This window comes from Luteimonas sp. WGS1318 (assembly GCF_043187535.1).
In the GTDB taxonomy this organism is placed as follows: domain Bacteria; phylum Pseudomonadota; class Gammaproteobacteria; order Xanthomonadales; family Xanthomonadaceae; genus Luteimonas.
In genome coordinates, this window is sequence record NZ_CP171131.1 from 904,235 (window position 1) to 927,358 (window position 23,124).

Annotated in this window: 23 protein-coding genes, 4 tRNA genes and 2 pseudogenes; 20 read left to right on the top strand and 9 right to left on the bottom strand. The window is 70.0% G+C overall.

What is annotated here, in order from left to right:
* Position 1 precedes the first annotated feature (1 nt).
* The gene (locus ACF3M1_RS04010; RefSeq protein ID WP_394004140.1) at positions 2-424 is read right to left on the bottom strand and encodes a hypothetical protein; all 423 of its coding nucleotides are present in this window, start codon (positions 422-424) and stop codon (positions 2-4) included.
* Between the two features lie 97 nt (positions 425-521).
* Here ACF3M1_RS04010 and sufT point away from each other — a divergent pair, with 97 nt between their 5' ends.
* The 5 genes and pseudogenes from sufT to ACF3M1_RS04035 all read left to right on the top strand — a co-directional run.
* On the top strand, positions 522-1,073 hold the full coding sequence (gene sufT / locus ACF3M1_RS04015) for a putative Fe-S cluster assembly protein SufT (RefSeq protein ID WP_394005178.1): 552 nt from the start codon (positions 522-524) through the stop codon (positions 1,071-1,073).
* 360 nt (positions 1,074-1,433) lie between these two features.
* A complete protein-coding gene (locus ACF3M1_RS04020) occupies positions 1,434-3,425 on the top strand; it encodes a PKD domain-containing protein (RefSeq protein WP_394004141.1) in 1,992 nt (663 codons plus the stop codon).
* A gap of 125 nt (positions 3,426-3,550) precedes the next feature.
* The gene (locus tag ACF3M1_RS04025; RefSeq protein WP_394004143.1) at positions 3,551-3,967 is read left to right on the top strand and encodes a hypothetical protein; all 417 of its coding nucleotides are present in this window, start codon (positions 3,551-3,553) and stop codon (positions 3,965-3,967) included.
* Positions 3,968-4,275: 308 nt separating this feature from the next.
* Positions 4,276-5,997 (top strand): annotated as a pseudogene (locus tag ACF3M1_RS04030) (S8 family peptidase); the annotation flags it as partial.
* A gap of 135 nt (positions 5,998-6,132) precedes the next feature.
* Positions 6,133-6,336: pseudogene (locus ACF3M1_RS04035) on the top strand (PPC domain-containing protein); the annotation flags it as partial.
* A 47-nt stretch (positions 6,337-6,383) separates the two neighbouring features.
* On the opposite strand, the gene ACF3M1_RS04040 reads toward ACF3M1_RS04035, so the two are convergent.
* The 3 genes from ACF3M1_RS04040 to wrbA all read right to left on the bottom strand — a co-directional run bounded on the left by ACF3M1_RS04040 (position 6,384) and on the right by wrbA (position 7,925).
* Positions 6,384-6,872, bottom strand: a complete 489-nt coding sequence (locus ACF3M1_RS04040; protein WP_394004145.1) for an asparaginase domain-containing protein — start codon at positions 6,870-6,872, stop codon at positions 6,384-6,386.
* A gap of 115 nt (positions 6,873-6,987) precedes the next feature.
* Positions 6,988-7,335: a DUF2069 domain-containing protein gene (locus ACF3M1_RS04045; protein ID WP_394004147.1), complete on the bottom strand. Its 348-nt coding sequence runs from the start codon at positions 7,333-7,335 to the stop codon at positions 6,988-6,990.
* The gene (wrbA, locus tag ACF3M1_RS04050) at positions 7,332-7,925 is read right to left on the bottom strand and encodes an NAD(P)H:quinone oxidoreductase (RefSeq protein ID WP_394004149.1); all 594 of its coding nucleotides are present in this window, start codon (positions 7,923-7,925) and stop codon (positions 7,332-7,334) included. Before wrbA ends, ACF3M1_RS04045 begins: the two co-directional genes overlap by 4 nt.
* Positions 7,926-8,051: 126 nt before the next feature.
* Between wrbA and ACF3M1_RS04055 the strand changes: the two genes are divergently transcribed.
* Genes ACF3M1_RS04055 through ACF3M1_RS04065 form a run of 3 tightly spaced genes read left to right on the top strand, consistent with a single transcriptional unit; the run spans position 8,052 to position 10,167 of the window.
* On the top strand, positions 8,052-9,326 hold the full coding sequence (locus tag ACF3M1_RS04055) for a YihY family inner membrane protein (RefSeq protein ID WP_394004151.1): 1,275 nt from the start codon (positions 8,052-8,054) through the stop codon (positions 9,324-9,326).
* Entirely contained in the window at positions 9,323-9,889 is a 567-nt protein-coding gene (locus ACF3M1_RS04060; RefSeq protein WP_394004153.1) for a TlpA family protein disulfide reductase, read from the top strand. The genes ACF3M1_RS04055 and ACF3M1_RS04060 overlap by 4 nt, the downstream gene beginning before the upstream one ends.
* Complete coding sequence (locus ACF3M1_RS04065; RefSeq protein ID WP_394004155.1) at positions 9,889-10,167, top strand: acylphosphatase; 279 nt, start codon at positions 9,889-9,891, stop codon at positions 10,165-10,167. The genes ACF3M1_RS04060 and ACF3M1_RS04065 overlap by 1 nt, the downstream gene beginning before the upstream one ends.
* Positions 10,168-10,206: 39 nt before the next feature.
* Here ACF3M1_RS04065 and ppk2 read toward each other — a convergent pair whose 3' ends face one another.
* The 5 genes from ppk2 to hemA are packed head-to-tail and all read right to left on the bottom strand — an operon-like array spanning position 10,207 to position 14,325.
* Positions 10,207-11,019, bottom strand: coding sequence for a polyphosphate kinase 2 (ppk2, locus tag ACF3M1_RS04070; protein ID WP_394004157.1), 813 nt, complete (start codon positions 11,017-11,019; stop codon positions 10,207-10,209).
* Entirely contained in the window at positions 11,016-11,384 is a 369-nt protein-coding gene (locus tag ACF3M1_RS04075) for a helix-turn-helix domain-containing protein (protein WP_394004159.1), read from the bottom strand. The genes ppk2 and ACF3M1_RS04075 overlap by 4 nt, the downstream gene beginning before the upstream one ends.
* 2 nt (positions 11,385-11,386) lie before the next feature.
* Entirely contained in the window at positions 11,387-11,905 is a 519-nt protein-coding gene (moaB, locus tag ACF3M1_RS04080; RefSeq protein ID WP_394004161.1) for a molybdenum cofactor biosynthesis protein B, read from the bottom strand.
* A gap of 52 nt (positions 11,906-11,957) precedes the next feature.
* On the bottom strand, positions 11,958-13,043 hold the full coding sequence (gene prfA, locus ACF3M1_RS04085; protein ID WP_394004163.1) for a peptide chain release factor 1: 1,086 nt from the start codon (positions 13,041-13,043) through the stop codon (positions 11,958-11,960).
* On the bottom strand, positions 13,021-14,325 hold the full coding sequence (hemA, locus tag ACF3M1_RS04090) for a glutamyl-tRNA reductase (protein ID WP_394004165.1): 1,305 nt from the start codon (positions 14,323-14,325) through the stop codon (positions 13,021-13,023). The genes prfA and hemA overlap by 23 nt, the downstream gene beginning before the upstream one ends.
* Before the next feature lie 95 nt (positions 14,326-14,420).
* On the opposite strand from hemA, the gene ACF3M1_RS04095 reads away from it, so the two are divergent.
* The 12 genes from ACF3M1_RS04095 (at position 14,421) to ACF3M1_RS04150 (ending at position 23,086) form a co-directional block, all read left to right on the top strand.
* Positions 14,421-16,118, top strand: coding sequence for a tetratricopeptide repeat protein (locus tag ACF3M1_RS04095; RefSeq protein ID WP_394004167.1), 1,698 nt, complete (start codon positions 14,421-14,423; stop codon positions 16,116-16,118).
* Positions 16,115-16,777, top strand: coding sequence for a lipoprotein insertase outer membrane protein LolB (lolB, locus tag ACF3M1_RS04100; RefSeq protein ID WP_394004169.1), 663 nt, complete (start codon positions 16,115-16,117; stop codon positions 16,775-16,777). The genes ACF3M1_RS04095 and lolB overlap by 4 nt, the downstream gene beginning before the upstream one ends.
* Entirely contained in the window at positions 16,774-17,643 is an 870-nt protein-coding gene (gene ispE, locus ACF3M1_RS04105) for a 4-(cytidine 5'-diphospho)-2-C-methyl-D-erythritol kinase (RefSeq protein ID WP_394004171.1), read from the top strand. Before lolB ends, ispE begins: the two co-directional genes overlap by 4 nt.
* Positions 17,644-17,731: 88 nt before the next feature.
* Positions 17,732-17,807, top strand: a tRNA-Gln gene (locus tag ACF3M1_RS04110).
* A 62-nt stretch (positions 17,808-17,869) separates the two neighbouring features.
* Positions 17,870-18,829, top strand: coding sequence for a ribose-phosphate diphosphokinase (locus ACF3M1_RS04115; RefSeq protein ID WP_096208176.1), 960 nt, complete (start codon positions 17,870-17,872; stop codon positions 18,827-18,829).
* Positions 18,830-18,961: 132 nt separating this feature from the next.
* Complete coding sequence (locus ACF3M1_RS04120) at positions 18,962-19,618, top strand: 50S ribosomal protein L25/general stress protein Ctc (RefSeq protein WP_394004174.1); 657 nt, start codon at positions 18,962-18,964, stop codon at positions 19,616-19,618.
* A 45-nt stretch (positions 19,619-19,663) separates the two neighbouring features.
* Positions 19,664-20,245, top strand: a complete 582-nt coding sequence (pth, locus tag ACF3M1_RS04125; RefSeq protein WP_394004176.1) for an aminoacyl-tRNA hydrolase — start codon at positions 19,664-19,666, stop codon at positions 20,243-20,245.
* Positions 20,246-20,317: 72 nt separating this feature from the next.
* Complete coding sequence (gene ychF, locus ACF3M1_RS04130) at positions 20,318-21,409, top strand: redox-regulated ATPase YchF (protein ID WP_394004178.1); 1,092 nt, start codon at positions 20,318-20,320, stop codon at positions 21,407-21,409.
* 152 nt (positions 21,410-21,561) lie between these two features.
* A complete protein-coding gene (locus ACF3M1_RS04135) occupies positions 21,562-22,623 on the top strand; it encodes an isoaspartyl peptidase/L-asparaginase family protein (protein WP_394004180.1) in 1,062 nt (353 codons plus the stop codon).
* 131 nt (positions 22,624-22,754) lie between these two features.
* Positions 22,755-22,840, top strand: a tRNA-Tyr gene (locus tag ACF3M1_RS04140).
* 60 nt (positions 22,841-22,900) lie between these two features.
* Positions 22,901-22,974 (top strand) — tRNA-Gly (locus ACF3M1_RS04145).
* A gap of 36 nt (positions 22,975-23,010) precedes the next feature.
* Positions 23,011-23,086: transfer RNA gene (locus ACF3M1_RS04150), tRNA-Thr, on the top strand.
* Positions 23,087-23,124 lie beyond the last annotated feature (38 nt).

Here is a 23,124-nt window from a genome sequence, read left to right on the forward strand (position 1 = left end):
CTCAGCGCGACAGCACCGCCGCGACCACCAGGCCGGCGCACAGCCAGGCGACATCCACCGGCCCGTTGGCCAGCGTGCCGAGGGTCCAGGCATGCTGGGGGCCGAGTTTGAGCGCCGACTCCCACGGCAGCATGCCCATCGGGCGTGCCAGCTGGGCGGCGATGATGCCGAATCCGGCCACCAAGATGCTCAGTGCGGTCGCCGACACGCCCGCGAACGCGCGCAGCAGGCCCGGACGCGCGCGCGTGAGTCGCAGGATCCAGGCCGCGTCGGCCGCGGCGACCACGGCCATCCAGCTGCTCTGCGCATTGCGCGCATCGGCCACGAGGATCCAGACCGCCGCGATGCCGAGGCTGCCGAGCAACAGCAGGGCGATCGCCAGCGGCCAGCGCCGGGCGCGGGCGGGGCGGGAGGTTTCGGACATGGAAGGCTGTATCGCGAGCGCGGCCGGCCAGCATAGCGGCGGCTGGCGATACAATGACAGCCTTGCCGTGGCCGTCTCGCGCCACCATGTCCAGGCCATGTACTCCCGTAGCAGCGAACCCGTCCGTTTCGAGCGCGATTGCGCCGTCGTCCTCGTCCCTCAGGGCGAGAACGTCACCCTGCCCGCGGGCAGCGCCGGTTACATCACCCAGGCCCTGGGCGGCAGCTATACCGTCTTTGTCGAGGGCAACCTGTTCCGGCTCGCCGGCCGGGATGCCGATGCGATCGGCAAGGAGCCGCCCGTGCCGCTGGAACTTCCGGACGACGCCGACGACGCGGCCGTCGAGCGCATGGTGTGGAGCCAGCTGCGCACCTGCTTCGATCCGGAGATCCCGATCAACGTGGTCGATCTGGGGCTGGTCTACGAGGCCGTGGTGCAGCCGGCCGAGGGCGGCGCGCGCACGATCGAAGTCAAGATGACCCTCACTGCGCCCGGCTGCGGCATGGGCGAGATCCTCGTCGACGACGTGCGCAGCAAGCTGGAGCTGATTCCCACCGTCAGCGAGGCGGATGTCGAGCTGGTGTTCGACCCGCCGTGGAACCGCTCGATGATGTCGGAAGCGGCGCGCCTCGAGACCGGAATGCTCTGAGCCCGGCACTTCAACGCATCTCACGCCACCTGAATCCGCCCATTGCGTCATTTTGTGACGTAATGGGTATTTTTTTGCCTCGAGATAGCAGGTTTTGGAGTTGATCTTCGGCCGTACTGTCGCGTAGCGTCAGTTATCGGTCAGTTTTGTCACGTCGAAGCAAACGAATCGCGGTGTCCGGTCTCGTAAGGGGGCGTGTGGCGGTCGCCTGGCGGCGGCCGCAGCGGAGCACGGATGGGGCGGGGAACGAGGGCAGGTGGCGCGCGGGTCGATCGTCGCGCGCGCCACCGGCGGAGCACGCCGCCACGGTGTGCTCCGTTTTTTATCGAGGCATCACCAAGACGAGGGGTCACCATCAGGATGAAAACGCTCATCGCATGCTTCACCGCAGGCACGCTGTCGCTCGGCGTCGCGGTCGCCGCACCGCGGGACGCGCGGCCAGCCGCGTTCTCGTACACGTTGCCGGCCGAGCACACGGTCGAACTCAAGCGCATGCCAGCGGTCGATGTCGCCCGCCTGCAGGCCGAGGACGCGCGCCAGGACCGCGCGCTGGGCCAGCGCCCCGTGCGCTTCGCCGCCCCTCACACCGTGGACATCACGCCCGACAGCGCCGGCGACTGGGACGTGTTGCCGAACGGCGACCTGGTCTGGCGTCTGCGCGTCGAATCGCGCAATGCGCTGTCGCTGAATTTCGGATTCTCCGACTACCGCATGCCGGAAGGCGGGCGCCTGCTGGTCTATCCGGCGGGCCTGGCGAAGAACGCCGACCCTGCCGCCATCCGCGCGTTCGATGCCTCCGACAACAGCACCCGGAACGTGTTGTGGACCCCGATCGTGCCCGGCGACAGCGCGGTGATCGAAGCCGTCGTGCCGAAGGCGAAGCTGTCGGAACTCAAGCTGCGGCTCACCAGCATCAACCACGATTACGTCGGGTTCGGCCGGCTCGCGCGCGACGGTGCGCTGGCGCAGACCAAGGGCGTGTCGGGCAGTTGCAACGTCGACGTGGTGTGCCCGGACGGCGACGACTTCCGCGACGAGATTCCCTCGGTCGGTGCCTATTCGCGCTTCGGCCAGTTCTACTGCAGCGGCTCGCTGCTCAACACCACCGCCGGCGACCGGAAGATGTATTTCCTCACCGCGCACCATTGCGGCATGGGCACCGCGGATGCCGCGGCCAGCATCGTCGTCTACTGGAACTACGAAAACTCCACCTGCCGCACACCCGGCAGCGCCGAAAGCGGTGCCAACGGCGACGGTAGCCTGGCCCAGAACCAGACCGGCGCCGTGGTGCGTGCCACCTACGCCGCATCCGACTTCACGCTGCTGGAGCTCGACGACGCCGCCGACCCCGCGTTCAACCTCAGCTGGTCGGGCTGGGACCGTCGCGACATCGCGCCGCAGGGCGCCACCGGCATCCATCACCCGCGTGTGGCGGAGAAGCGCATCACCCATTCCGACAACCCGCTGCGCGTCGAGGGGTATCTGGGCAACAGCGGCGCCAGCCACCTGTGGGTGCAGTGGAACCAGCGCGGCACCACCGAGGGCGGCTCGTCCGGCTCGCCGATCTACAGCCCGGAAGGCCGCGTGGTCGGCCAGCTGCACGGCGGCTACGCCTCGTGTTCGACCACCGGCGCCAACCACGTCGACTGGTACGGCCGGCTGTTCACGTCGTGGACCGGCGGCGGCAGCGCGGCGACGCGTCTGAGCGACTGGCTCGACACTGCCGGCACCGGCGCGCAGTTCGTGGACACGATCGGCGCCGAGGCCGCGGAGCCGGGCGCGCCGACCGCGGACTTCGACTTCATCGTCGATGCCGCCACGCTGACCGTCAGCTTCACCGACACCTCCAGCGACGGCGACAGTGCGATCGTCGACTACGCCTGGGACTTCGGTGACGGCGCGACGTCCGGCGCCGCGAGCCCCACGCACACCTATGCCGAAGCCGGGGTCTACACGGTCAGCCTGACCGTCACCGATGCCGATGCGCGCAGTCACACCGTGAGCCGCAGCATCGAGGTCGGCGATACCGGGCCCGACGCGATCGAACTGGTCAACCGCACGCCGGTCGGCGGCATCGCGGGCGCGGCCGGCGATGCGGTGCTGTATCGCCTCGATGTCGAGGCCGGTGCCACCGGGCCGCTGATGATCCTGACCTCGGGCGGCAGCGGCAACGTCACCGTGCACGTGGCGTTCGACGCGGCGCCGACGCTGGACACCTACGACTATCGCTCGGCCCGTCCGGGCAACAACGAGTCGATCCGCGTGGCCACGCCGCAGGCCGGCAGCTACTACATCCTCGTGGTCGGTGAGACCGCGTTCTCCGGCGTGACCCTGCAGGCCCGCCACAACTGATCGTGTTCCGCGCAGGGACGCGCGGCGACGACGCCCCGGCCCGATGGGCCGGGGCGTTCTTCGTCGGGGCAGGGCGCGCCCGCGCGCGCGCTACCATCGGACGCGGTGCTTCAGGAGCGATCACGATGAAGACGACGACACGCGCGCGGCGGACGTGCATGCGGTGGCTGGCCACTCTGCTACTGGCGACGATGGCGACGACGGGGTGTGCGATGACGAATCAACCGACAGGGGCCGACGCAGGGCCCGCCCAGCGTTTCATCGTGAAGTTCCGCGACGACAGCCCGGCGGGCCGGGATGCGGCGGCCGTGCAGGCCAGGCTCGATGCGATGGCCGTCGCGGACGCCGCGGGCCCCGGCGTGACGCTGCGCTGGTTGCACCGTACCGGTGTCGGCGCCGATGTGATCGTCGTGACGCCGCTGCTCGATCCGGCGCAGGCGCAAGGCTTTTTGGAGCGGCTGTCGGCGGCCCCCGACGTGGAGTACGCCGAGCCCGACGGCAGGATGCGGATCGCGCCGGACACAGCGACGCCCGCGCGCTGACCGGTACACCGTGACGCGGGCACCGGCTTCGCGGCAGTGTGCCCCAGGCGATGACAGGCAGGACCGGCCTGCGAGAGGCGGTCGTGGCTGGCCCGCTGGCCCGACGATGCGGATCTGTGACCGACGGCCTGCTTTCGCCGCGTTCTGCGGCCCTGTGGCGCTTGCAGGGCGGGTCACTTGTCCTCTAGCGTCAGATTCGCACCTGTTGCGTCAGCAGCAGGCGTCGTCGGATGCCGAGGGGGCGGTTCGGACGGGGAGTCAGCCGGCGCGCACTGTCGCGCGCCCACCACAATCCGGGGAGTCACTGCATGTTGAAGTCCAGCTCACGCGCACGCAGGCGCGTGCTCGCATCCGCCATCCTGGCCGCCGTCGCGTGCGGCGTCGCCGTTCCGGCGCTGTCGGCCGAACGTCTCGATCTCAGCGGTCTGAAATCCGCCGATCGCCACGACCGCTTCATCGTGAAATACCGCGACGATGCCGCCGTCCGCACCAATCCCGCGGCACTGCAGACCGCACTGCAGAACGCGGCGCGTGCGCTGCCGGCGACGGGCGCGGACCGTCTCGCGATCCGCGCGCTGCGCCGGACCGGCACGGGTGCCGACGTGGTCACGACCGGGCGCACGCTCGACCGGGTCGAGGCCGAACAGCTGATGCGCCAGATCGCCGCCGACCCGGCGGTCGAGTACGTCGAGGTCGACCGCCTGCTGCAGATCGCGCTCACGCCCAACGATCCGCGTTACAGCCAGCAGTGGGGCTTCTTCAATGCCACCGGCGGCATCCGCGCCGACCAGGCCTGGGACGTGTCCACCGGCGAGGGCATCGTCGTCGCGGTGCTCGACACCGGCAGTACGAACCACAGCGATCTCAACGGCAACACCATCGCCGGCTACGACATGATCAGCGACGCGACCGTCGCGGGCGACGGCGGCGGGCGCGATGCCGACCCGGCCGACCCGGGCGATTTCTACGCCGGCGATCCGTCCAGCTGGCACGGCACCCATGTCGCCGGCACCGTCGCCGCGCTGACCAACAACGGCGTCGGCGTGGCCGGTACCGCGTTCGGCGCGAAGGTGTCGCACGTGCGCGTGCTGGGCCGGGGCGGCGGTTACACGTCCGATATCGCCGACGGCATCATCTGGGCGTCCGGCGGCAGCGTGCCGAACGTGCCGGCCAATGCGAACCCGGCCGAGGTCATCAATCTCAGTCTCGGTGGCAGCGGCAGCTGCGGTACCACCACGCAGAACGCGATCAACGGCGCGGTGTCGCGCGGCACCACGGTCGTCGTCGCGGCGGGCAACAGCAACGCCAACGTCTCCGGCTTCACGCCGGCCAACTGCGCCAACGTGATCGCCGTGGCGGCCACCGACCAGAACGGCTCGCGCGCGAGCTTCTCCAATTACGGCACCGGCATCGATGTCTCCGCGCCGGGCGTGGGCATCGTGTCCACGCTCAACAGCGGCAGCACGACGCCGGGCGCGGAGAGCTACGCGTCCTACAACGGCACCTCGATGGCGGCGCCGCACGTCGCCGGCGTGGTGGCCCTGATGCAGGCGGCCGCGCCCAGTCCGCTGAGCCCGGCGCAGGTCGAGTCCATCCTCAAGAGCACCGCGCGGCCGTTGCCGGGCACGTGCTCGGGAGGCTGCGGCGCGGGCATCATCAATGCCAAGGCGGCCGTCGATGCGGCCGCCGGCAACGGCGGTACGCCCCCCGATCCGGGTCCGGGCACCGGCCAGCTGGCCAACGGCGTTCCGGTGACGGGCCTTGCGGGCGCAGCCGGCAGCACACGCTACTGGACGGTCACCGTGCCGGCCGGCGCGACCAATCTGTCGATCACCACCTCGGGCGGCACGGGCGATGCCGACCTCTACGTCCGGTTCGGCAGCCAACCCACCACCGCGAGCTATGACTGCCGCCCCTACCAGACCGGCAATGCGGAAACCTGCACCTTCGCCGCGCCCCAGGCCGGGACCTACCACGTGATGCTGCGCGGGTATTCGGCGTTCTCGGGCGTGTCGCTGACCGCGGCCTTCACCGCGTCCAGTGGCGGCGGCAGCGTGCTGCAGAACGGCGTGCCGCTGTCGGGCCTGTCCGGAGCGGCGAGCAGCACGCGGAGCTATACGCTGAACGTTCCGACGGGGGCGTCCAACCTCCAGTTCGCGCTGTCGGGCGGCACCGGCGATGCGGACCTGTATGTCCGTCGCGGCTCGGCACCGACGACCTCGCTCTACGACTGCCGGCCCTACCAGACCGGCAACAACGAGACCTGCAGCTTCGCTGCGCCGCAGGCGGGCACCTGGCATGTCACCGTACGCGGCTACAGCGCGTATTCGGGTGCGACCCTGCGCGGCAGTTACAGCGGCGGCAACTGAGTCACGCGGTTCCACCCCGGACGTTCCCGTCCGGGGTGGAACCGGATTCAGGGCAGGGGCTCGAAGCGGTTGGCTTCGACGTTCTTGCGGACTTTGAGCGGGTCCCAGATGCGGCCGTTCATCGCGACGTAGACGCCGGGCGGCCTGGACTGCACCGCACCGACCGCAGTGCCGATGTTGAACTCGGCATCCGAGCCGCGGAAGCTGGCCGGGCTCAGCGCGCCGGTCAGCACGATGGTCTTGTCCTGGATCGAGGCCAGCACCCGCGCGGTTTCGACCATCGAGTCGGTGCCGTGGGTCAGCAGCACGTGGCGCGCAGGCTGCGCGGCGATCGTCGCCCGGATCAGTTCGCGGTCGTCGTCGGTGATGTGCAGCGAGTCCTTGCGGATGATCGGAATCACCCGGAAGCGGAACGCGACGCCGAGCTCCTCGAGCATGCGCCCGATCTGCGGTTCGCCGACCTGATAGTCCGACTTGTCGTCGAAATAGATCTTGTCGATCGTGCCACCGGTGGTGACGATCAGCAGCTCGTCCATGGAGAGCGGTCCTGCGGGCAGCGGCGAAGGGCCGACATGATACCGGGCCCGTCCACGCGGCACCCGGGTCGGGGATGCGGCGTAAGCGTCACCACCACGACGGATGCGCTTCGGTTCAGCCGCGCGGCCTGCGATGGCCGAACCGCGCGCGCATCCCCGGCAGGCTGGCCGAGAAGACCACGGCCAGCGACAGCGCGATCCCCGCCCAGGGGTAGACGCCCAGCTCGGGATGCGACCACGCGTACATCACCCCGTGCGAAAACCAGAACAGGGCGGCGATGCCCGACCACAGCGGCGCGCTGGCAAGCCCGCGTAGAACGGCCGCCAGCAGCACCAGCGGCGGCAGCACGAACACCAGCAGCGCGGCGCCGAAGTGCGGGTCGTCCCGATGCCAGAGCAGGTACAGCACCGCGAGCAGCGCCAGCGAGGCGGCCAGCACGTGGCGTGAGGGCGGCAGCTTCATGTCGCCAGCGCCGAGGCGAGCTGCGCGATCCGCCGGCCGAGCGCGCGCGCCAGCACGGCCTCGTCTTCGGTGGGCTGGGGATCGTCGTGCGGCCCGGAGACATGGCTGGCGCCATAGGGCGTGCCGCCGCCGCGCGTGGTGCTCAATGCGGGCTCGGTGTAGGGAATGCCGGCGATCACGCAGCCGTGGTGCAGCAGTGGCACCAGCATCGTCAGCAGCGTCGCTTCCTGGCCCCCGTGCTGGGTGGTCGTCGACGTGAACACACCGGCCGGCTTGCCGACCAGGGTGCCGCTGGCCCATTCGCCGCCCGTGCCGTCGAGGAAATGCTTCAGCGGTGCGGCCATGTTGCCGAAGCGCGTGGGGCTGCCGAGCAGCAGGCCGGCGCATTCGGCGAGATCGGCGCGCTCGACGTAGGGCGCGCCGTCTTCGGGTACCGGCGGCGCGGCCTGCTGGGTGACCGCGGCCACCGGCGGCACCGTGCGCAGTCGGGCCGACATGCCGTCGACCTCGCCGATGCCGCGCGCGATCTGCCGTGCGAGCCGCGCGACCGAACCGTTGCGGCTGTAGTAGAGGACCAGGATCTCGGGCATGACGTGGACCTGTGCAGCGGGTCCGGCAGTTTGACAGGCTGCCCGCGCGCTGTCCGCCGCGCGGGCGGTGCTTCGGACAGCGGGCGGCGGGCCGATCGGACGCCGGTGCTTTGCTACGCTGCGCCGATGGAACCGCTGGACACCCTCACCCGATGGAGCGAACGCGCGATGGACCGCGCGCGCGCGCTGACCTTCGCGCGGTTCCTGTGGCGCCGGTTCCTCGACGACCGCCTGTTCGAGGCCGCCGGCGCACTCGCGTTCACCACGGTCTTCGCCCTGGTGCCGCTGTCGATGGTGGTGTTCGGCGTGCTGGCGGTGTTTCCCGCCTTTGGCCAGTGGCGCGACCAGCTCAGCGACTACATCTTTTCCAACTTCGTGCCGGATTCGGCGCGCGCGGTCGAGGGCGTGCTGCTGCAGCTCTCGACCAACACCGCGCAGTTGACGACGATCGGCGTGATCGCGCTGGTGATCTCGGTGCTGGTCACGCTGGTGAGCGTCGAGACCACGTTCAACCGCATCTGGCGGGTGAAGTCGGCGCGGCCCACGTTCGCGCGCTTCCTGGTGTACTGGACCGTGCTGACGCTCGGCGCGCTGGTCGCCACCGCCAGTCTCGCGGTCTCGGCGCGGTTCTTCGCGCTGGAGATCTTCAGCACCGACTCGGGCCAGTTCCTGCGCAGCGCGATGCTGTGGGCGGCGCCGATGCTGATCGAACTGGCCGCCTTCACCACGCTCTTCCGCGTGGTGCCGCACCGCACCGTGCAGTGGCGCCATGCGCTGGCCGGCGCGACGCTCGCAGTGCTGCTGTCGGAGGCGGTCAAGTGGGCGATCGGCCTGTATCTGGGCAGCTTCGATGCCTATGAGCGCATCTACGGCCAGATCGCGTTCCTGCCGATCTTCCTGCTGTGGGTGTACCTGAGCTGGGTGGCGATCCTGCTCGGCGCCTCGTTCGCCGCGTCGATCTCGGCGTTCCGCTATCAGCCTGCGCACATGCGCCTGCCGCGTGGGTATGAGATCTACGGCCTGCTGCGCATGCTCGGCCGCTTCGCACAGGCGCGCGCGGACGGCCGCGGCCTGCACAGCGACGAGATCCAGCGCCTCGAACCGATGCTCACCGATACCCTGGTGCAGCAGATGCTCGCCCAGTTGGAGGAGATCCGCCTGCTGCAGCGCGCCGAAACCGGCGAGTGGCTGTTGGCCCGCGATCTCGACGACATGACCCTGGCCGACCTCTACGAAGCCTGCCACCTGCGCATTCCCGTGTCGGAAGCCCACCTGCCGTGCCGCGACGATGCCCTGGGCGTCGCCGCAGCCGGGGCACTCGACGACCTGCGCATCCCGCTGCGCGACCTGCTCAAACGGCGCGTCGCCAGCCTGTACGACCCCTCGGAGACACCCGCATGATCCGCCGTACCGCCGTTTGTGCCGCCCTGCTGTTCGCACTCGCCGCCTGCCAGCGCGGGGCCGACGACACCCCCGCCGATGCCGGTGCCACGGGCACCGCGCAAACCGCGCCCGGCGCCGATGGCGCCCCGGCCTCGTCGCGCGAGCAGCCGGCGCTGCGCGTGGAGACGCTCGACGGCGGGGTCTTCGATCTCGCCGACCAGCGCGGTCGCTGGGTCGTCGTGAACTTCTGGGCGACCTGGTGCGCGCCGTGCCTGAAGGAGATGCCCGAGCTGTCCGCGCTCGATGCGATGCGCGAGCACATCCAGGTCGTCGGCCTGGCCTACGAGGAGATCGAGCCGGACGCGATGCGCGCCTTCCTCGACGAACGGCCGGTGGTGTATCCGATCGCGATCCTCGACCCGTTCGCACCGCCGGCTGATTTCGAAACGCCGAAGGGTCTGCCGATGACCTATCTGATCGCGCCCGACGGCCGCGTGGCCAAGCAGTTCCTCGGCCCGGTCACGGCCGAAGGCATCGAGGCGATGATCGCCGAGGCCGGCGGCCCGCCTGTGCAGGCGTGATGGCGACGGCCCGGTTCCACGTCGACGGCCGCGTGCAGGGCGTGGGGTTCCGCGCCGCCACACAGGCACGGGCCACGGCGCTGGGCGTGCGGGGCGAGGTGCGCAATCTCGACGACGGGCGCGTGGAGGTGGTCGCCACCGGCGCGGCCGACGCGCTCGATGCACTGGCCGGATGGCTCGCGCACGGGCCGGCGCTGGCGCGCGTGACGCACGTCGAGCGCAACGAGGTCGTCGATGACGTCGCAGGCGCCGGTGTGTCGGGGTTCTTGATCCGCTGACGTCGAAGTCAATGCCGCGCGCACGGCCGCCCGGTCGGGTCAGGCGTCCGACACCTCGCGGCTCCGGGCCGGCGTGTCCGATGCGAGTGGCGGCAGCGGCGGCACCAGCGCGTAGCACTCGCTCGACGGTCGCGTGTGCAGCGGCGGCAGGGTCGGCAGGTCCGCATCGACCCGCAGGTCGGGCAGGCGATCGAGCAGGTCCCGGATCAGCGTCAGCCGACCACGCCGCTGGTCGTTGAAGTCGACCAGCGTCCACGGGGCGTAAGGCGTGTGGGTCGCGGCGAGCATGGCTTCGCGGGCACGCGTGTAGTCGTCGTAGCGCTCGCGCGCGGCGAGATCCATCGGCGAGAGTTTCCAGCGCTTCAGCGGATCCGCCAGGCGTTCGGCGAAGCGGGCTTCCTGCTGGGCCTGGTCGCAGCCCAGCCAGTACTTGAACAGCAGGATGCCGTCGTCGACCAGCTGACGCTCGAAGGTCGGCGCGTCACGCAGGAAGGCGGCCACCTGCTGCGGCGTGGCGAAACCCATCACCGATTCGACGCCGGCGCGGTTGTACCAGCTGCGGTCGAACAGCGCGATCTCGCCGGCGGCCGGCAGATGTTCGACGTAACGCTGGAAATACCACTGGCCCTGTTCGCGCTCCGACGGCTTCGGCAGCGCGGTCACCCGGCACTGGCGCGGATTGAGATGTTCGGAAATCGCCTGGATCGAGCCGCCCTTGCCGGCGGTGTCTCGGCCTTCGAACAGCACCAGCACGCGCTGGCCGCGGACCTGCACCCAGTGCGCCATCTCCGCCAGCGCGACCTGCATCGGCGTCAGTGCGGTCTCGTAGTCCTTGCGCTTGAGTCGCTTCATGACGCGTCCTGTGCGGTGGTCTTCTTGCGTCGCGCGCGCTCGGCGCGCATGCCGGCCATGCCGCGTGCCACTTCGAGCAGCGCGCCCTGCTGCCGCGTGTCGAGTGCGCGGTAGGCCGCGAGCAGGGTGTGCTCGCCCTTGGTGCGGGCCGGATCGAAAGTGCTGGCGAGCGTGGCGAGCAGGGCGCCGACCGGCACACCGAAGGTGCGGGCCAGCGCGTCGAGCTGTTCGGCGGCCGGTGCCTTCTCGCCGCGCATCCAGGCCGACACCGTCGCTGCGCCCACACGCGGAATCGCGGCGGCGATCTCGCCCGCGGTGAGGCCGCGGGCCTTGGCGAGCAGGCGCAGGGTCTGGTCGAGGCCCACCGTCACTCCTTCAGGCGCGGACGGATCGTGGCAAGGTTGCAGGGTTTCGTGCGTGCGTCGAGCTGCTGGCGGATGATCGTCTCCCACGCGGTGCGGCAGGCCGAGGTCGAGCCGGGCAGGGCGAAGACGAAGGTGGCGTTGGCCAGCCCTGCGAACGCGCGCGACTGCAGCGAGGACGTGCCGATCTCCTCGAACGAGATCGCGCGGAACAGTTCGCCGAAGCCGGGCATCTCCTTGTCGAGCAAGGGCCGCAGCGCTTCGGGGGTCGAGTCGCGCCCGGTGAAGCCGGTGCCGCCGGTGACGAGGATGCCGTCGATCGCGGGATCGGCGATCCACTTCGATACCAGGGCACGCATCGCGTACCGGTCGTCGGGCAGCAGGGCGCGTTCGGACACCGTGTGGCCGGCATCGGCAAGCGCCCGGGCGAGATAGTCGCCCGAGCTGTCGGTCTCGAGGCTGCGGCTGTCGGAGACGGTCAGCACGCAGATGTTCAGGGCGATGGCGTGGTCGAGTGCGGTCATGCGCGCAGCCTAGCGCATCGTCCGGCGACGTCGCGTGGTGGGTGCGGCGGTGTCAGCTGCCCCGGGTGAGCTGGGCCAGCGCGTCGGCCTGGTGTTCCTGTGACAGGCGCTCGACCAGCGGATCGAGTGCGCCTTCGAGCACGTTCGGCAGGTCGTACAGGGTGAGGCCCTCGACGCGGTGGTCGGTGATGCGACCCTGCGGGAAGTTGTAGGTGCGGATGCGCTGGCTGCGGTCGCCGCTGCCGACCTGCAGCTTGCGGATCTCGGCCGTCGCCGCGGCGCGGCGTTCGGCTTCGGCTTCGGCCAGCATCGCGCGCAGGCGCTTCATCGCCTTGTCGCGGTTCGCGTGCTGGCTGCGTTCGGTCTGCGACTCGACGACCACGCCGCTGGGCACGTGGGTGATGCGGATCGCCGAATCGGTCTTGTTGACGTGCTGGCCACCGGCGCCCGACGAGCGGAAGGTGTCGACCTTCAGGTCCGCAGGGTTGAGCACGATCTCGACCGAATCGTCCTCGACCGGAATGATCGCCACCGTCGCCGCCGAGGTGTGGATGCGGCCCTGCGATTCGGTCTCGGGCACGCGCTGCACGCGGTGCGTGCCGGATTCGAACTTCAGCCGCGCGTAGGCGCCGGCACCATCGACGGCGGCAATGATTTCGCGATAGCCGCCGTGCTCGCCGGGGTTCGCCGATTCGACGTCGATCCGCCAGCCGTGGCGTTCGGCGTAGCGCGTGTACATGCGGAACAGATCGCCGGCGAAGATCGCCGCCTCGTCGCCGCCGGTGCCGGCGCGGATCTCGAGGTAGAGGCCGCCGTCGTCGCGTGCGTCACGCGGGACCAGCAGTGCCAGCAGTTGCGATTCCAAGGTCTGCAGGTGCGCCTCGGCCGCGGCGATCTCCTCCTGCGCCAGCTCGCGCATGTCGGCGTCGTCGAGCATCGCGCGCGCCGCCTCGAGATCGGCCTGCGTGCGGCGTTCCTCGGCCAGCGCGGCCGCCAGCGGTTCGAGCAGGGCGAACTCGCGCGACAGCGCGCGGAACCGGCCCTGGTCGGCCACGGTCGACGGATCGGAGAGCAGGCGTTCGAGTTCGTCGCGGCGTTCGGCCAGCGCCTCGAGCTTACGGCGCAGGGTCGGCAGCATCGGGATCCAATGGAGCGGTGTCTGGAAGCGGCGCGAGGATCTGTTCCAGGCGTTCGGCCAGGGCGTCATCGCCGTGCAGGGCGGCCTCGCGGAGTGCCGCGGTCGGCAGGTGCAGCAGCCGGTTGGTCAGGCCATGCGCCAGCTGCTCGAGCACCGCGTCCGGCGACTGGCCCGCGGCCAGTTGCTGCCGCGCGCGGGCCAGCGCATCGCTGCGGATCGTGTCGCCGTGCGCGCGCAACCGGCGCACCGGCGCCAGCCGCCCGCTGGCGGCGCGGGCCTCGCCGTAGCGCGTGACCTGCAGATCGATGATCGCCTCGGCGTCGCTCGCGGCCTCGCGGCGGCCGCGGCGGTTGTCGTCGAGCGTGCGTTCCAGATCGTCGACGGTATAGAGAAAGACGTCGCGCAGTTCGGCCACGTCCGGGGCGATGTCGCGCGGCACGGCCAGGTCCATCAGCAGCATCGGCCGGTGCTTGCGCGCGTCGAGCGCGGCGGCGACCTGCGGCCGGGTCAGCAGCGGCGCGCGACTCGCGGTGGCCGACAGCACGATGTCGGCCAGGAACAGGTGGCGGTCGAGTTCGTCGAGCGGCAGTGCCACGCCGCCGTGGCGCGCGGCCAGCTCCTGGGCGTGGGCGTAGGTGCGATTGGCGACCAGCAGGCGCTTGACGTTCGCCTGGGCGAGATGGCGCGCCGCGAGCTCGATGGTCTCGCCTGCGCCGATCAACAGCACCACCGAATCCGACGGCCGCGCGAACGATTCCTGCGCCAGCCGCACCGCCAGCGATGCCACCGACACCGGACTGGTGCCGATGCGCGTCTCGCTGCGCGCGCGCTTGGCGGTCACGAACGCATGCTGGAACACGCGGTCGAGCTCGTTGCCCAGGGTGCCGGTGCTGCGCGCCGTGGCCCAGGCCTGCTTCACCTGGCCGAGGATCTGCGGCTCGCCGAGCACCAGCGAGTCCAGGCCCGTGGCCACGCGGAACAGATGCCGGGCCGCGGCCTCGTCGCGATAGCGGTAGAGATAGGCGTGCAGCGAACCGCCCGCCAGGCCGGCGTCGCGGTCGGGATGGGTAGCCAGCCAGTCGGTCAGCGCGGTGCCGTCGTCGTCGGCGACGGCGTAGAGCTCGGTGCGGTTGCAGGTCGACAGCAATGCCACCTCGCGCACCGTCGGCAGCGCACGCAGCTCGGCCAGCGCACCGGCGAGCGCATCGCCGGAGAACGCGACGCGCTCGCGCAGGGCGACCGGCGCGGTCTGGTGGTTGATGCCGAGTGCGAACAGGGGCATTGGACTGGGCTGGCGTGCCTGGGCGACATCCGCGTTCAGGCGCTTGCGATAAGCTTTCTGGTGAAGGCGCCCATTTTACGGCCCGGTTGCCCCAGATGCCCGTTTTCGACTCCGTTTGGTCCGCGCGGCTGCGTGCGGCGCTGCTGGTTCCGCTGCTCGGAATCGCCTGCACCAGCCAGGCCCGGCCGCCGGCCGCGGGCGACGACATCCTGCAGAACGATCTGCTCGGCGCCACGCTGGCCGGTGAATTCGCGGTCCAGGCCGGGCGCCTGGACGAGGCCGCCGACTGGTACCTGGCCGCGGCCCGCCAGTCCGACGGCGATGCGGGTCTGGCCGAACGTGCCACCCGGATCGCACTGCTGGCCGGTGACGACAAGCGCGCGGCCCAGGCGTTGGACCTGTGGCGTCGCCATGCCCCGGGATCGCTGCCGATGCTCGCCGCCGAGGCGACACTGTCGCTGCGCAACGGCCGCGACCGTGCCGCGCGCCGCCAGCTCGAGACCCTGCTGCGCAGCGACGATCCCACCGGTTGGCGACATGCGTTCACCGTACTTTCGGGCGGCGGGCGCGATCCGGCCCAGGCCGCGCGCCTGCTCGACCGCATCGTTGCCGATGGCGCGATTCCCGATGTGCTGCAGGCCTGGATGGCGTTCGGCGGCCTGGCCCAGCGCCTCGACCGCGTCGACCTGACCGAGCGCATCCTCGACACGATCGTCGCCAAATTCCCCGGCGAGCCGCGCGTCGCGCTGCTGCGCGCCAGCCAGCTGCGTGAGTCGGGCCGCACCGACGAGGCCCGCGCCGCGCTGGCGGCGATGGGCGAGGACGCGGCGCTGATCGCGCCCGACGTACGGCTCGCCATCGCGGTCGAGTACGAGGCGCTGGGCGATTTCGCCGATGCCGAGCGCACGCTGGGCACAGGCCCGCAGGACGGCCGCACCTATGTGCTGCGTGCCTCGCTGCTGGCCCGGGCGGAGAACAAGGACGCGCTGGCTGCGTTGTATGAAGAGGTCAAGGCGGTCGCGCTGACCCCGAATCCCGCGCAGCGCCTGCTGCTCGGCCAGATGGCCGAGTACCTCGAGCAGTTCGACGAGGCGCTGGAGTGGTACGACACCGTGCCGGGCGGCCTGGAGCGCCAGCAGGCGCGGATCCGCGGCGCGCGCGTGCTGCACGAGCTCGAGCGTCGCGACGAGGCCTGGCAGCGTCTGCGTGCACTGCAGACCGACGGCGCCGCCGAGGAAGACACGCGCCGCAGCGCCTACCTGCTGGAGGCCGAGCTGCGCCGCGAGGACGACGATCCGGTCGAGCTCGACGTCTACAACCGAGGTCTCGGCGCGATGCCCGACGACCCGGCGGTGCTGTACGCGCGCGCACTGATGTGGGAACGCCGCGACGACATCGCACGCGCCGAGGCCGACCTGCGCCGCATCCTGGTCCAGGATCCGGAGAACATCGCCGCGCTCAATGCGCTGGGCTACACGCTCGCCGATCGCACCCAGCGGTACACCGAGGCGTTGGAGCTGATCGACCGCGCGCGCCTGGCCGAGCCCGACAATGCCGCGATTATCGACAGCTACGGCTGGGTGCTCTACCGGCTCGGCCGGCATGCCGAAGCGCTGGTCGAGCTGCGCCGGGCCTATTCGATGATGAAGGACGCCGAAGTTGCCGCGCACATCGCCGAGGTGCTGTGGGTGACCGGGCGCCGCGACGAGGCGCGCCGCTATTTCGACGAGGCGCGCGCGATCGATCCGGACAACCGCTCGCTGCTGCGCGCGCTCGAGAAGACCGGCGCATGAGCGCACGTGCATTCGCCGCTGCGGCGCTGGTCGCTGCGCTCGCCGCCTGCACCAGCGTGCCGGTGCGCCCGCCCGCGCAGACCGCGGTGCTCGATGCCGACGCCCAGGCCCGGGCCGATGCGCGGCTCGTCGCGCGTGAGGCCGCGGTGCGGGCGCTGCCCGAATTCGCGTTCACCGGCCGCGTCGCGATGTCGAACGGCCGCGACGGCGGCAGTGGCCGCATCGACTGGCGTCAGGTCGGTGATCGGTTCGAAGTCGCGCTGGCCGCGCCGGTCACCCGGCAGAGCTGGCGCCTGATCGGCGGTCCGGGCGGGGCCCGCATCGAGGGTCTGGATGGCGGGCCGCGCGACGGCGCCGACGTCGGCCAACTGCTGTGGGAGGCCACCGGCTTCGATATCCCGGTGGCCGCGCTCGCCGCGTGGGCGGCCGGCACGCGGGCCGACCCCCTGCAATCGGGCGAGGCCGAGCTCGAGTACACCGCCGACGGCCAGCTCGCCCGGCTGCGCCAGGACGGCTGGACCATCGACTACCTCGACTGGCAACCGGTCGCCGCCGAGGGCGCGCCGGCGCTGCCGGTCCGGATCAACGCCGCGCGCGATGCCGCCCGCGTGCGCCTGATCGTGGATGCCTGGACGCTCGATCCCGTCGCCGCGCCATGACCGGTCCGCTCGACGGTGACGGATGGCAGGCCTGGCCGGCGCCGGCCAAGCTCAATCTCTTCCTGCGCATCACCGGGCGTCGGGCCGACGGCTACCACGCGCTGCAGACGGTATTCCGCCTGCTGGACTGGGGCGACACCGTGCATCTGCGGGTCCGCGCCGACCCGGCCATCGTGCGCCACGGGCAGACGCTGCCCGGACTGGCGGCCGGAGACGATCTGGTGGTGCGCGCCGCGCGCGCGCTGCAAAAACATGGAAACGTCGGCCAAGGTGCCGACATCGCCGTTGAAAAACGCATTCCTTCGGGCGCCGGGCTCGGCGGCGGTTCGTCCGATGCGGCCACCGTACTGCGGGCGCTCGATCGTTTGTGGGGCTTGGATCTCGGCGAAGACCGGCTGGCGGCGCTGGGACTGGCGCTGGGTGCGGACGTCCCGGTGTTCGTGCGCGGGCGCAACGCCTGGGCCGAAGGGATCGGCGATGTCCTGCAGCCGGTGGACCTTCCGCCGGCCTGGTACCTGCTCGCCGATCCCGGCGTCCACGTGAACACCGCCGGCCTGTTCGCAACACCTGAATTGACGCGAAATGCTGCGCCCGCGACAATGGCCGACTTCGTTTCAGGTGCAGCGCTCGGCAACGCGTTCGAGCCGGTCCTGCGTCGCCGCGAACCTGCCGTCGAGGCGGTGTTCGCCGAGCTGGCGCAGGTCGGTACGCCGCGCTTGACCGGCACGGGCAGCGGCTGCTTCGTCGAATTCGCCACCCGCGAATCCGCCGAGGCCGCGCAGGCACAGGTCGCGTCGCGGGTGCAGGCCCGCGTGGTGGCCGGTGCGGCGCGCTCGCCATTGCTCGAGGCGTTGGAGGCGCGGTGATTCGTCATTGGTGATTGGTGATTCGAACAGGCCATGCGCAGCGCCTTGCCGGATCACGAATGACCCATCACGAATCACGGCTTTTCGAAGGGGCGTCGCCAAGTGGTTAAGGCACCGGGTTTTGATCCCGGCATTCGCAGGTTCGAATCCTGCCGCCCCTGCCATCCGTCCGTGCTCCGGCATGGTTCCTTCATCCGCTCGGTCAGAGCGACGCGGAGTTCCAGACATGAAAGAAGAACGCAATCTCCTGATCTTTTCGGGCAATGCCAATCGCCCCCTGGTCAAGGCCGTGTGCCGTGAGCTGGGCGTGCGCCAGGGCAAGGCGCTGGTGTCGACGTTCTCCGACGGCGAAGTCCAGGTCGAGATCGAGGAGAACGTGCGCCGCCAGGACGTGTTCCTGATCCAGCCGACCTGCGCGCCGTCGGCCGAGAACCTGATGGAACTGCTGGTGCTGATCGACGCGCTCAAGCGCGCCTCGGTCGCCAGCGTGACCGCGGTGATTCCGTACTTCGGCTACTCGCGCCAGGATCGCCGCCTGCGCTCGTCGCGCGTGCCGATCACGGCCAAGGTCGCGGCCAAGATGGTCACCGCCGCCGGTGCCGACCGGGTGCTGACGATCGACCTGCACGCCGACCAGATCCAGGGCTTCTTCGACATTCCGGTCGACAACGTCTACGCCTCGCCGCTGCTGCTGGCCGACATCTGGCGCGCTCACGGCACCGACAACCTGATCGTGGTCTCGCCCGACGTCGGCGGCGTGGTGCGCGCCCGCGCGATCGCCAAGCGGCTCGACGATGCGGACCTGGCGATCATCGACAAGCGCCGTCCGCGCGCCAACGTCTCGACGGTGATGAACATCATCGGTGACGTGCAGGGCAAGACCTGCGTGCTGGTCGACGACATCGTCGACACCGCCGGCACGCTGTGCGCCGCGGCCGCCGCGCTGAAGAAGAACGGCGCCGAGAAGGTCGTCGCCTATTGCACGCATGCGGTGCTGTCGGGCGCGGCGATCGACAACATCGAAAAATCGCAGCTCGACGAGATGGTGGTCACCGACACCATTCCGCTGTCGGAGGCCGCGCGCAATTGCTCGCGCATCCGCCAGCTCAGCGTCGCCGAGCTGCTGGCCGAGACGATCCGCCGCATCGCCTTCGGCGAGTCGGTGAGCTCGCTCTACGTCGACTGAGCATGGCTTCATCGCCCGGGCCGGCCCGGGCGTGCACGAGATGTCCGGCATCCGCCGGAACCTGACTCGCCTGGTCGCGGGCGAGTCGTTCAAACCGTCGCGAGACGGTTCACTTCAAGTAGGTAGTTCACCATGGCAACTCAACATGAAATCAAGGTGCAGCGCCGCGAAGACGAGGGGAAGGGTGCGAGCCGCCGCCTGCGTCTTGCGGGCAACGTGCCTGCCGTCGTCTACGGCGGTGACCTCAAGCCGGTCAGCATCGAGCTGAGCCACAACGATGTCTGGCTCGCCAGCCAGCACGAGTGGTTCTATGCGTCGATCCTCGATCTGAGCCTCAACGGCGACGTCCAGAAGGTGCTGCTGCGTGACATGCAGCGTCATCCGTACAAGCAGCAGATCCTGCATCTGGACTTCCAGCGCGTGAACGAGAACGAGGCGATCCGCACGGCCGTTCCGCTGCACTTTGTCAATGAAGACACCTCGCCGGCCGGCAAGGCCGCCGACGTCGTCATCACCCACGAGCTCAACGAAGTCACCGTGACCTGCCTGCCGGGCGACCTGCCGGAGTTCATCGAGGTCGACCTCGGCGCGATGGTCGTCGGCGATATCGTCCACCTGTCGCAGGTCAAGCTGCCCAAGGGCGTCGAGATCCCCGAACTGGCGCTGGGCGCGGACCACGACGTCGCCGTCGTCGTCGCCAAGCACGGCCGCGTCGAGGCCGAGCCGGCCGAGGGCGAGGACGAGGCGGCCGACGTTCCGGCCACCAAGGCCGCGAAGGACGACGAGTAATCGTCGCGCGGGCGCGCCTTCGGGCGTGCCCGCGTTGCCGTATCGATGGCAGGACTGCGACTGATCGTCGGGCTGGGCAATCCCGGACCCGACTACGCACGGACCCGGCACAACGCCGGGTTCCGTTTTGTCGACGAACTCGCCGCCAAGGCGGGCGCGTCGTTCCGGCTCGACAGCAAACTGTTCGGCGAAACCGCGAAGATCGATATCGCGGGCCAGCCGGTCTGGCTGCTGAAGCCGGCCACCTTCATGAATCTCAGCGGCAAGTCGGTCACCGCTGCGCTGCGGTTCTGGAAGTTCGAGCCCGAGCAGGCGCTGCTGGCGCACGACGAACTGGATCTGCCGCCGGGCACCGCGCGGTTGAAGTTCGATGGCGGCCACGGTGGGCAGAATGGCCTGCGCGACACGATGCAACTGCTCGGCCACGGCCGCTTCCACAGGTTGCGCATCGGCATCGGGCATCCGGGCAGCAAGGACAAGGTCACGCCGTGGGTGCTGGGCCGCGCGAATGCGGACGACGACATCCTGATCGGCCGCGCGATCGACGATGCCATCGACGTGCTGCCGCTGGCGATGGACGGCAATTTCATGGATGCGATGACGCGGCTGCATACGCCCAGGGATTAGGGATTGGGGATTGGGGATTCGGCGTGCTTGTCCGAATCCCCAATCCCGAATCACCACTCCCGGATTCAAGCCATGGGCATCAAATGCGGCATCGTCGGCCTGCCGAACGTCGGCAAGTCGACTCTCTTCAACGCGCTGACCAAGGCGGGTATCGCCGCGGCCAACTTTCCGTTCTGCACCATCGAGCCGAACGTCGGCATCGTGCCGGTGCCGGATCTGCGCCTCAATGCGCTGGCGGCGATCGTCAAGCCGCAGAAGGTGCTGCCGACCGCGGTCGAGTTCGTCGACATCGCCGGCCTCGTCGCCGGCGCGGCCAGCGGTGAGGGCCTGGGCAACAAGTTCCTGTCGCACATCCGCGAGGTCGACGCGATCACCCACGTGGTGCGCTGCTTCGAGAATCCCGACGTCATCCACGTCAACAACAAGGTCGACCCGATCGCCGACATCGAGACCATCGATACCGAGCTGGCGCTGGCCGACCTGGATTCGGTGGAGCGCGCGCTGCAGCGCGCCGAGCGTTCGGCCAAGACCGGCGACAAGGACGCCAAGGTCCGCGCCGAAGTGCTGGGCCGCGTGCACAAGGGCCTGGCCGACGGCCAGCCGGTGCGCGCGCTGAAGCTCTCCGACGAGGACAACGCCGCGATCCGCGACCTGTTCCTGCTGACCGCCAAGCCGGTGCTGTACATCGCCAACGTGCTCGAGGATGGGTTCGAGAACAATCCGCATCTCGACGCGGTGCGCGCCCGTGCGGTCGGCGAGGGCGCCGAGGTCGTGCCGGTCTCGGCCGCGATCGAGGAGGAGCTCTCGCAGCTCGAGGACGTCGATCGTGATGCGTTCCTGACCGATCTCGGCCTCGACGAGCCGGGGCTGAATCGCGTGATCCGCGCGGCCTACGGCCTGCTCGACCTGCAGACGTACTTCACCGCGGGCGTCAAGGAAGTGCGCGCCTGGACGGTGAAGATCGGGGCGACCGCGCCGCAGGCGGCGGCGGTCATCCATACGGACTTCGAGAAAGGCTTCATCCGCGCCGAAGTCGTCGGTTACGACGACTTCATCCGCTACAACGGCGAATCCGCCGCCAAGGAAGCGGGCAAGTGGCGTCTGGAAGGCAAGGAGTACATCGTCAAGGACGGCGACGTGATGCATTTCCGCTTCAACGTCTGACGCTGCCGCTGTCGCCGTTCCGCAAAGGCGCCCTTCGGGGCGCCTTTCGTATGTCCGGGGCCGCGTGGCGGGGCAGGCAGGCGTGTGCTCGTGCGCGCTGGCGGCCCTGCCGCCTACACTCGGGGACTTCCTGTCGGTGCTCCGGAGTCGCCATGCGTCTGTCGTCCCTGTCCGTCCTGTGTGCCCTCGCCATTGCCGGTGTCTCGATGCCGGTAATGGCGGCGGATGTGCCGCCTCCTTCGGTCGGCCCGGTGCTGGTGATCCATGGCGGTGCCGGCGTCGTGCGCACCGGTCTCTCGGATGCGGAGGCCGCGGCCGCGCGCGAAGCGCTGGCCCAGGCGCTGCGCACCGGTCATGCGCTGCTGCGCGACGGCAGGCCTGCGCTCGATGCGGTGGTCGCCGCGATCACGGTCCTCGAAGACGATCCGTCGTTCAACGCCGGCCGCGGCGCGGTCTTCACCCATGAGGGCGTCAACGAGCTCGACGCCTCGCTGATGGACGGCGCCACCCGAGCGGCCGGGGCGGTGGCCGGCGTGCGCCGGATCCGCAACCCGATCCAGCTCGCGCGGCACGTGATGGACGACTCGCCGCACGTGATGCTGGTCGGCGAGGGGGCGGAGAGCTTCGCGCAGAGCCAGGGCATCGAGTTCACCGATCCGGCCTGGTTCCGGACCGAGAAACGCTGGCAGCAGCTGCAGAAGGCCCGGTCCGATGCCGAAGCCGCGCGCAACGCCCATGCAGCCGTGGCGGACGATCCGCTGCGCTATTTCGGCACGGTGGGCGCGGTGGCGCTCGACGCGTCCGGCGCGCTCGCGGCCGGCACCTCGACGGGCGGTATGACCGACAAGCGCTGGGGGCGGGTGGGCGACGCGCCGGTGATCGGCGCCGGCACCTGGGCCGATGCCCGGTGCGCGGTCTCGGGCACCGGCTGGGGCGAGTTCTACCTGCGTACCGCTGCGGCGCATGCGATCTGCAGCCGGGTCGAGCTGCTGGGCGAGGGGGTCGAGACCGCGGCCGAGGCGGTCATCAACGCCGACATTCCCGCGCTCGGCGGCAACGGCGGCGCGATCGCGCTCGGGGCCGACGGGCAGATGGCCCTGCCGTTCAATACCGAAGGCATGTACCGCGGCTGGATCGGCGCCGACGGTGTGCCGCATGTGGCCATCGGTCGCGACGACGTCGCGGCGATGGCGCCGGAGCGCGCCGACCGGTAACATGCGCACCCCGTCCCGCAGGCAATCGCGGGGCGGCGGTTCCGATGACGATTCGTTGCAATGCAACGTTGACAGGATCGGTAACTGGGCCCAAAATCGCGGGCTGTTTTCACCGGCACGACGAAAACGCCGGAGGGATACCCAAGCGGCCAACGGGGGCAGACTGTAAATCTGCTGGCTTACGCCTTCGGTGGTTCGAATCCACCTCCCTCCACCATTTCGACACGGTGGAACAAGTGCAGTGCGACAGGTTGTAATGCGGCAGGCGGGTCCCGGTGCGGGAGTAGTTCAACGGTAGAACCTCAGCCTTCCAAGCTGATGGTGCGGGTTCGATTCCCGTCTCCCGCTCCATTGAACGTTCCACGCGGTACCCCGTTCCACATCGTTGCTCACGTAGCTCAGTCGGTAGAGCACCTCCTTGGTAAGGAGGAGGTCGAAGGTTCGATTCCTTTCGTGAGCACCATCCTCCGCGGATCCGCTTCCATCGCGGGTCCGAAGCGG

Excerpts from the sequence above, each read along its gene's own strand:
- ACF3M1_RS04020 (WP_394004141.1), top strand. The coding sequence starts at position 1,434 with ATGAAAACGCTCATCGCATGCTTCACCGCAGGCACGCTGTCGCTCGGC.
- ppk2 (WP_394004157.1), bottom strand. The coding sequence starts at position 11,019 with ATGAAGCGACTCAAGCGCAAGGACTACGAGACCGCACTGACGCCGATG.
- ACF3M1_RS04055 (WP_394004151.1), top strand. The coding sequence starts at position 8,052 with ATGGAACCGCTGGACACCCTCACCCGATGGAGCGAACGCGCGATGGAC.
- ACF3M1_RS04040 (WP_394004145.1), bottom strand. The coding sequence starts at position 6,872 with ATGGACGAGCTGCTGATCGTCACCACCGGTGGCACGATCGACAAGATC.
- ACF3M1_RS04060 (WP_394004153.1), top strand. The coding sequence starts at position 9,323 with ATGATCCGCCGTACCGCCGTTTGTGCCGCCCTGCTGTTCGCACTCGCC.
- lolB (WP_394004169.1), top strand. The coding sequence starts at position 16,115 with ATGAGCGCACGTGCATTCGCCGCTGCGGCGCTGGTCGCTGCGCTCGCC.
- ACF3M1_RS04115 (WP_096208176.1), top strand. The coding sequence starts at position 17,870 with ATGAAAGAAGAACGCAATCTCCTGATCTTTTCGGGCAATGCCAATCGC.
- ACF3M1_RS04095 (WP_394004167.1), top strand. The coding sequence starts at position 14,421 with ATGCCCGTTTTCGACTCCGTTTGGTCCGCGCGGCTGCGTGCGGCGCTG.
- sufT (WP_394005178.1), top strand. The coding sequence starts at position 522 with ATGTACTCCCGTAGCAGCGAACCCGTCCGTTTCGAGCGCGATTGCGCC.
- wrbA (WP_394004149.1), bottom strand. The coding sequence starts at position 7,925 with ATGCCCGAGATCCTGGTCCTCTACTACAGCCGCAACGGTTCGGTCGCG.
- ACF3M1_RS04045 (WP_394004147.1), bottom strand. The coding sequence starts at position 7,335 with ATGAAGCTGCCGCCCTCACGCCACGTGCTGGCCGCCTCGCTGGCGCTG.
- ACF3M1_RS04135 (WP_394004180.1), top strand. The coding sequence starts at position 21,562 with ATGCGTCTGTCGTCCCTGTCCGTCCTGTGTGCCCTCGCCATTGCCGGT.
- ACF3M1_RS04065 (WP_394004155.1), top strand. The coding sequence starts at position 9,889 with ATGGCGACGGCCCGGTTCCACGTCGACGGCCGCGTGCAGGGCGTGGGG.
- ACF3M1_RS04025 (WP_394004143.1), top strand. The coding sequence starts at position 3,551 with ATGAAGACGACGACACGCGCGCGGCGGACGTGCATGCGGTGGCTGGCC.
- ACF3M1_RS04010 (WP_394004140.1), bottom strand. The coding sequence starts at position 424 with ATGTCCGAAACCTCCCGCCCCGCCCGCGCCCGGCGCTGGCCGCTGGCG.
- hemA (WP_394004165.1), bottom strand. The coding sequence starts at position 14,325 with ATGCCCCTGTTCGCACTCGGCATCAACCACCAGACCGCGCCGGTCGCC.
- ACF3M1_RS04120 (WP_394004174.1), top strand. The coding sequence starts at position 18,962 with ATGGCAACTCAACATGAAATCAAGGTGCAGCGCCGCGAAGACGAGGGG.
- pth (WP_394004176.1), top strand. The coding sequence starts at position 19,664 with ATGGCAGGACTGCGACTGATCGTCGGGCTGGGCAATCCCGGACCCGAC.
- prfA (WP_394004163.1), bottom strand. The coding sequence starts at position 13,043 with ATGCTGCCGACCCTGCGCCGTAAGCTCGAGGCGCTGGCCGAACGCCGC.
- ychF (WP_394004178.1), top strand. The coding sequence starts at position 20,318 with ATGGGCATCAAATGCGGCATCGTCGGCCTGCCGAACGTCGGCAAGTCG.
- moaB (WP_394004161.1), bottom strand. The coding sequence starts at position 11,905 with ATGACCGCACTCGACCACGCCATCGCCCTGAACATCTGCGTGCTGACC.
- ispE (WP_394004171.1), top strand. The coding sequence starts at position 16,774 with ATGACCGGTCCGCTCGACGGTGACGGATGGCAGGCCTGGCCGGCGCCG.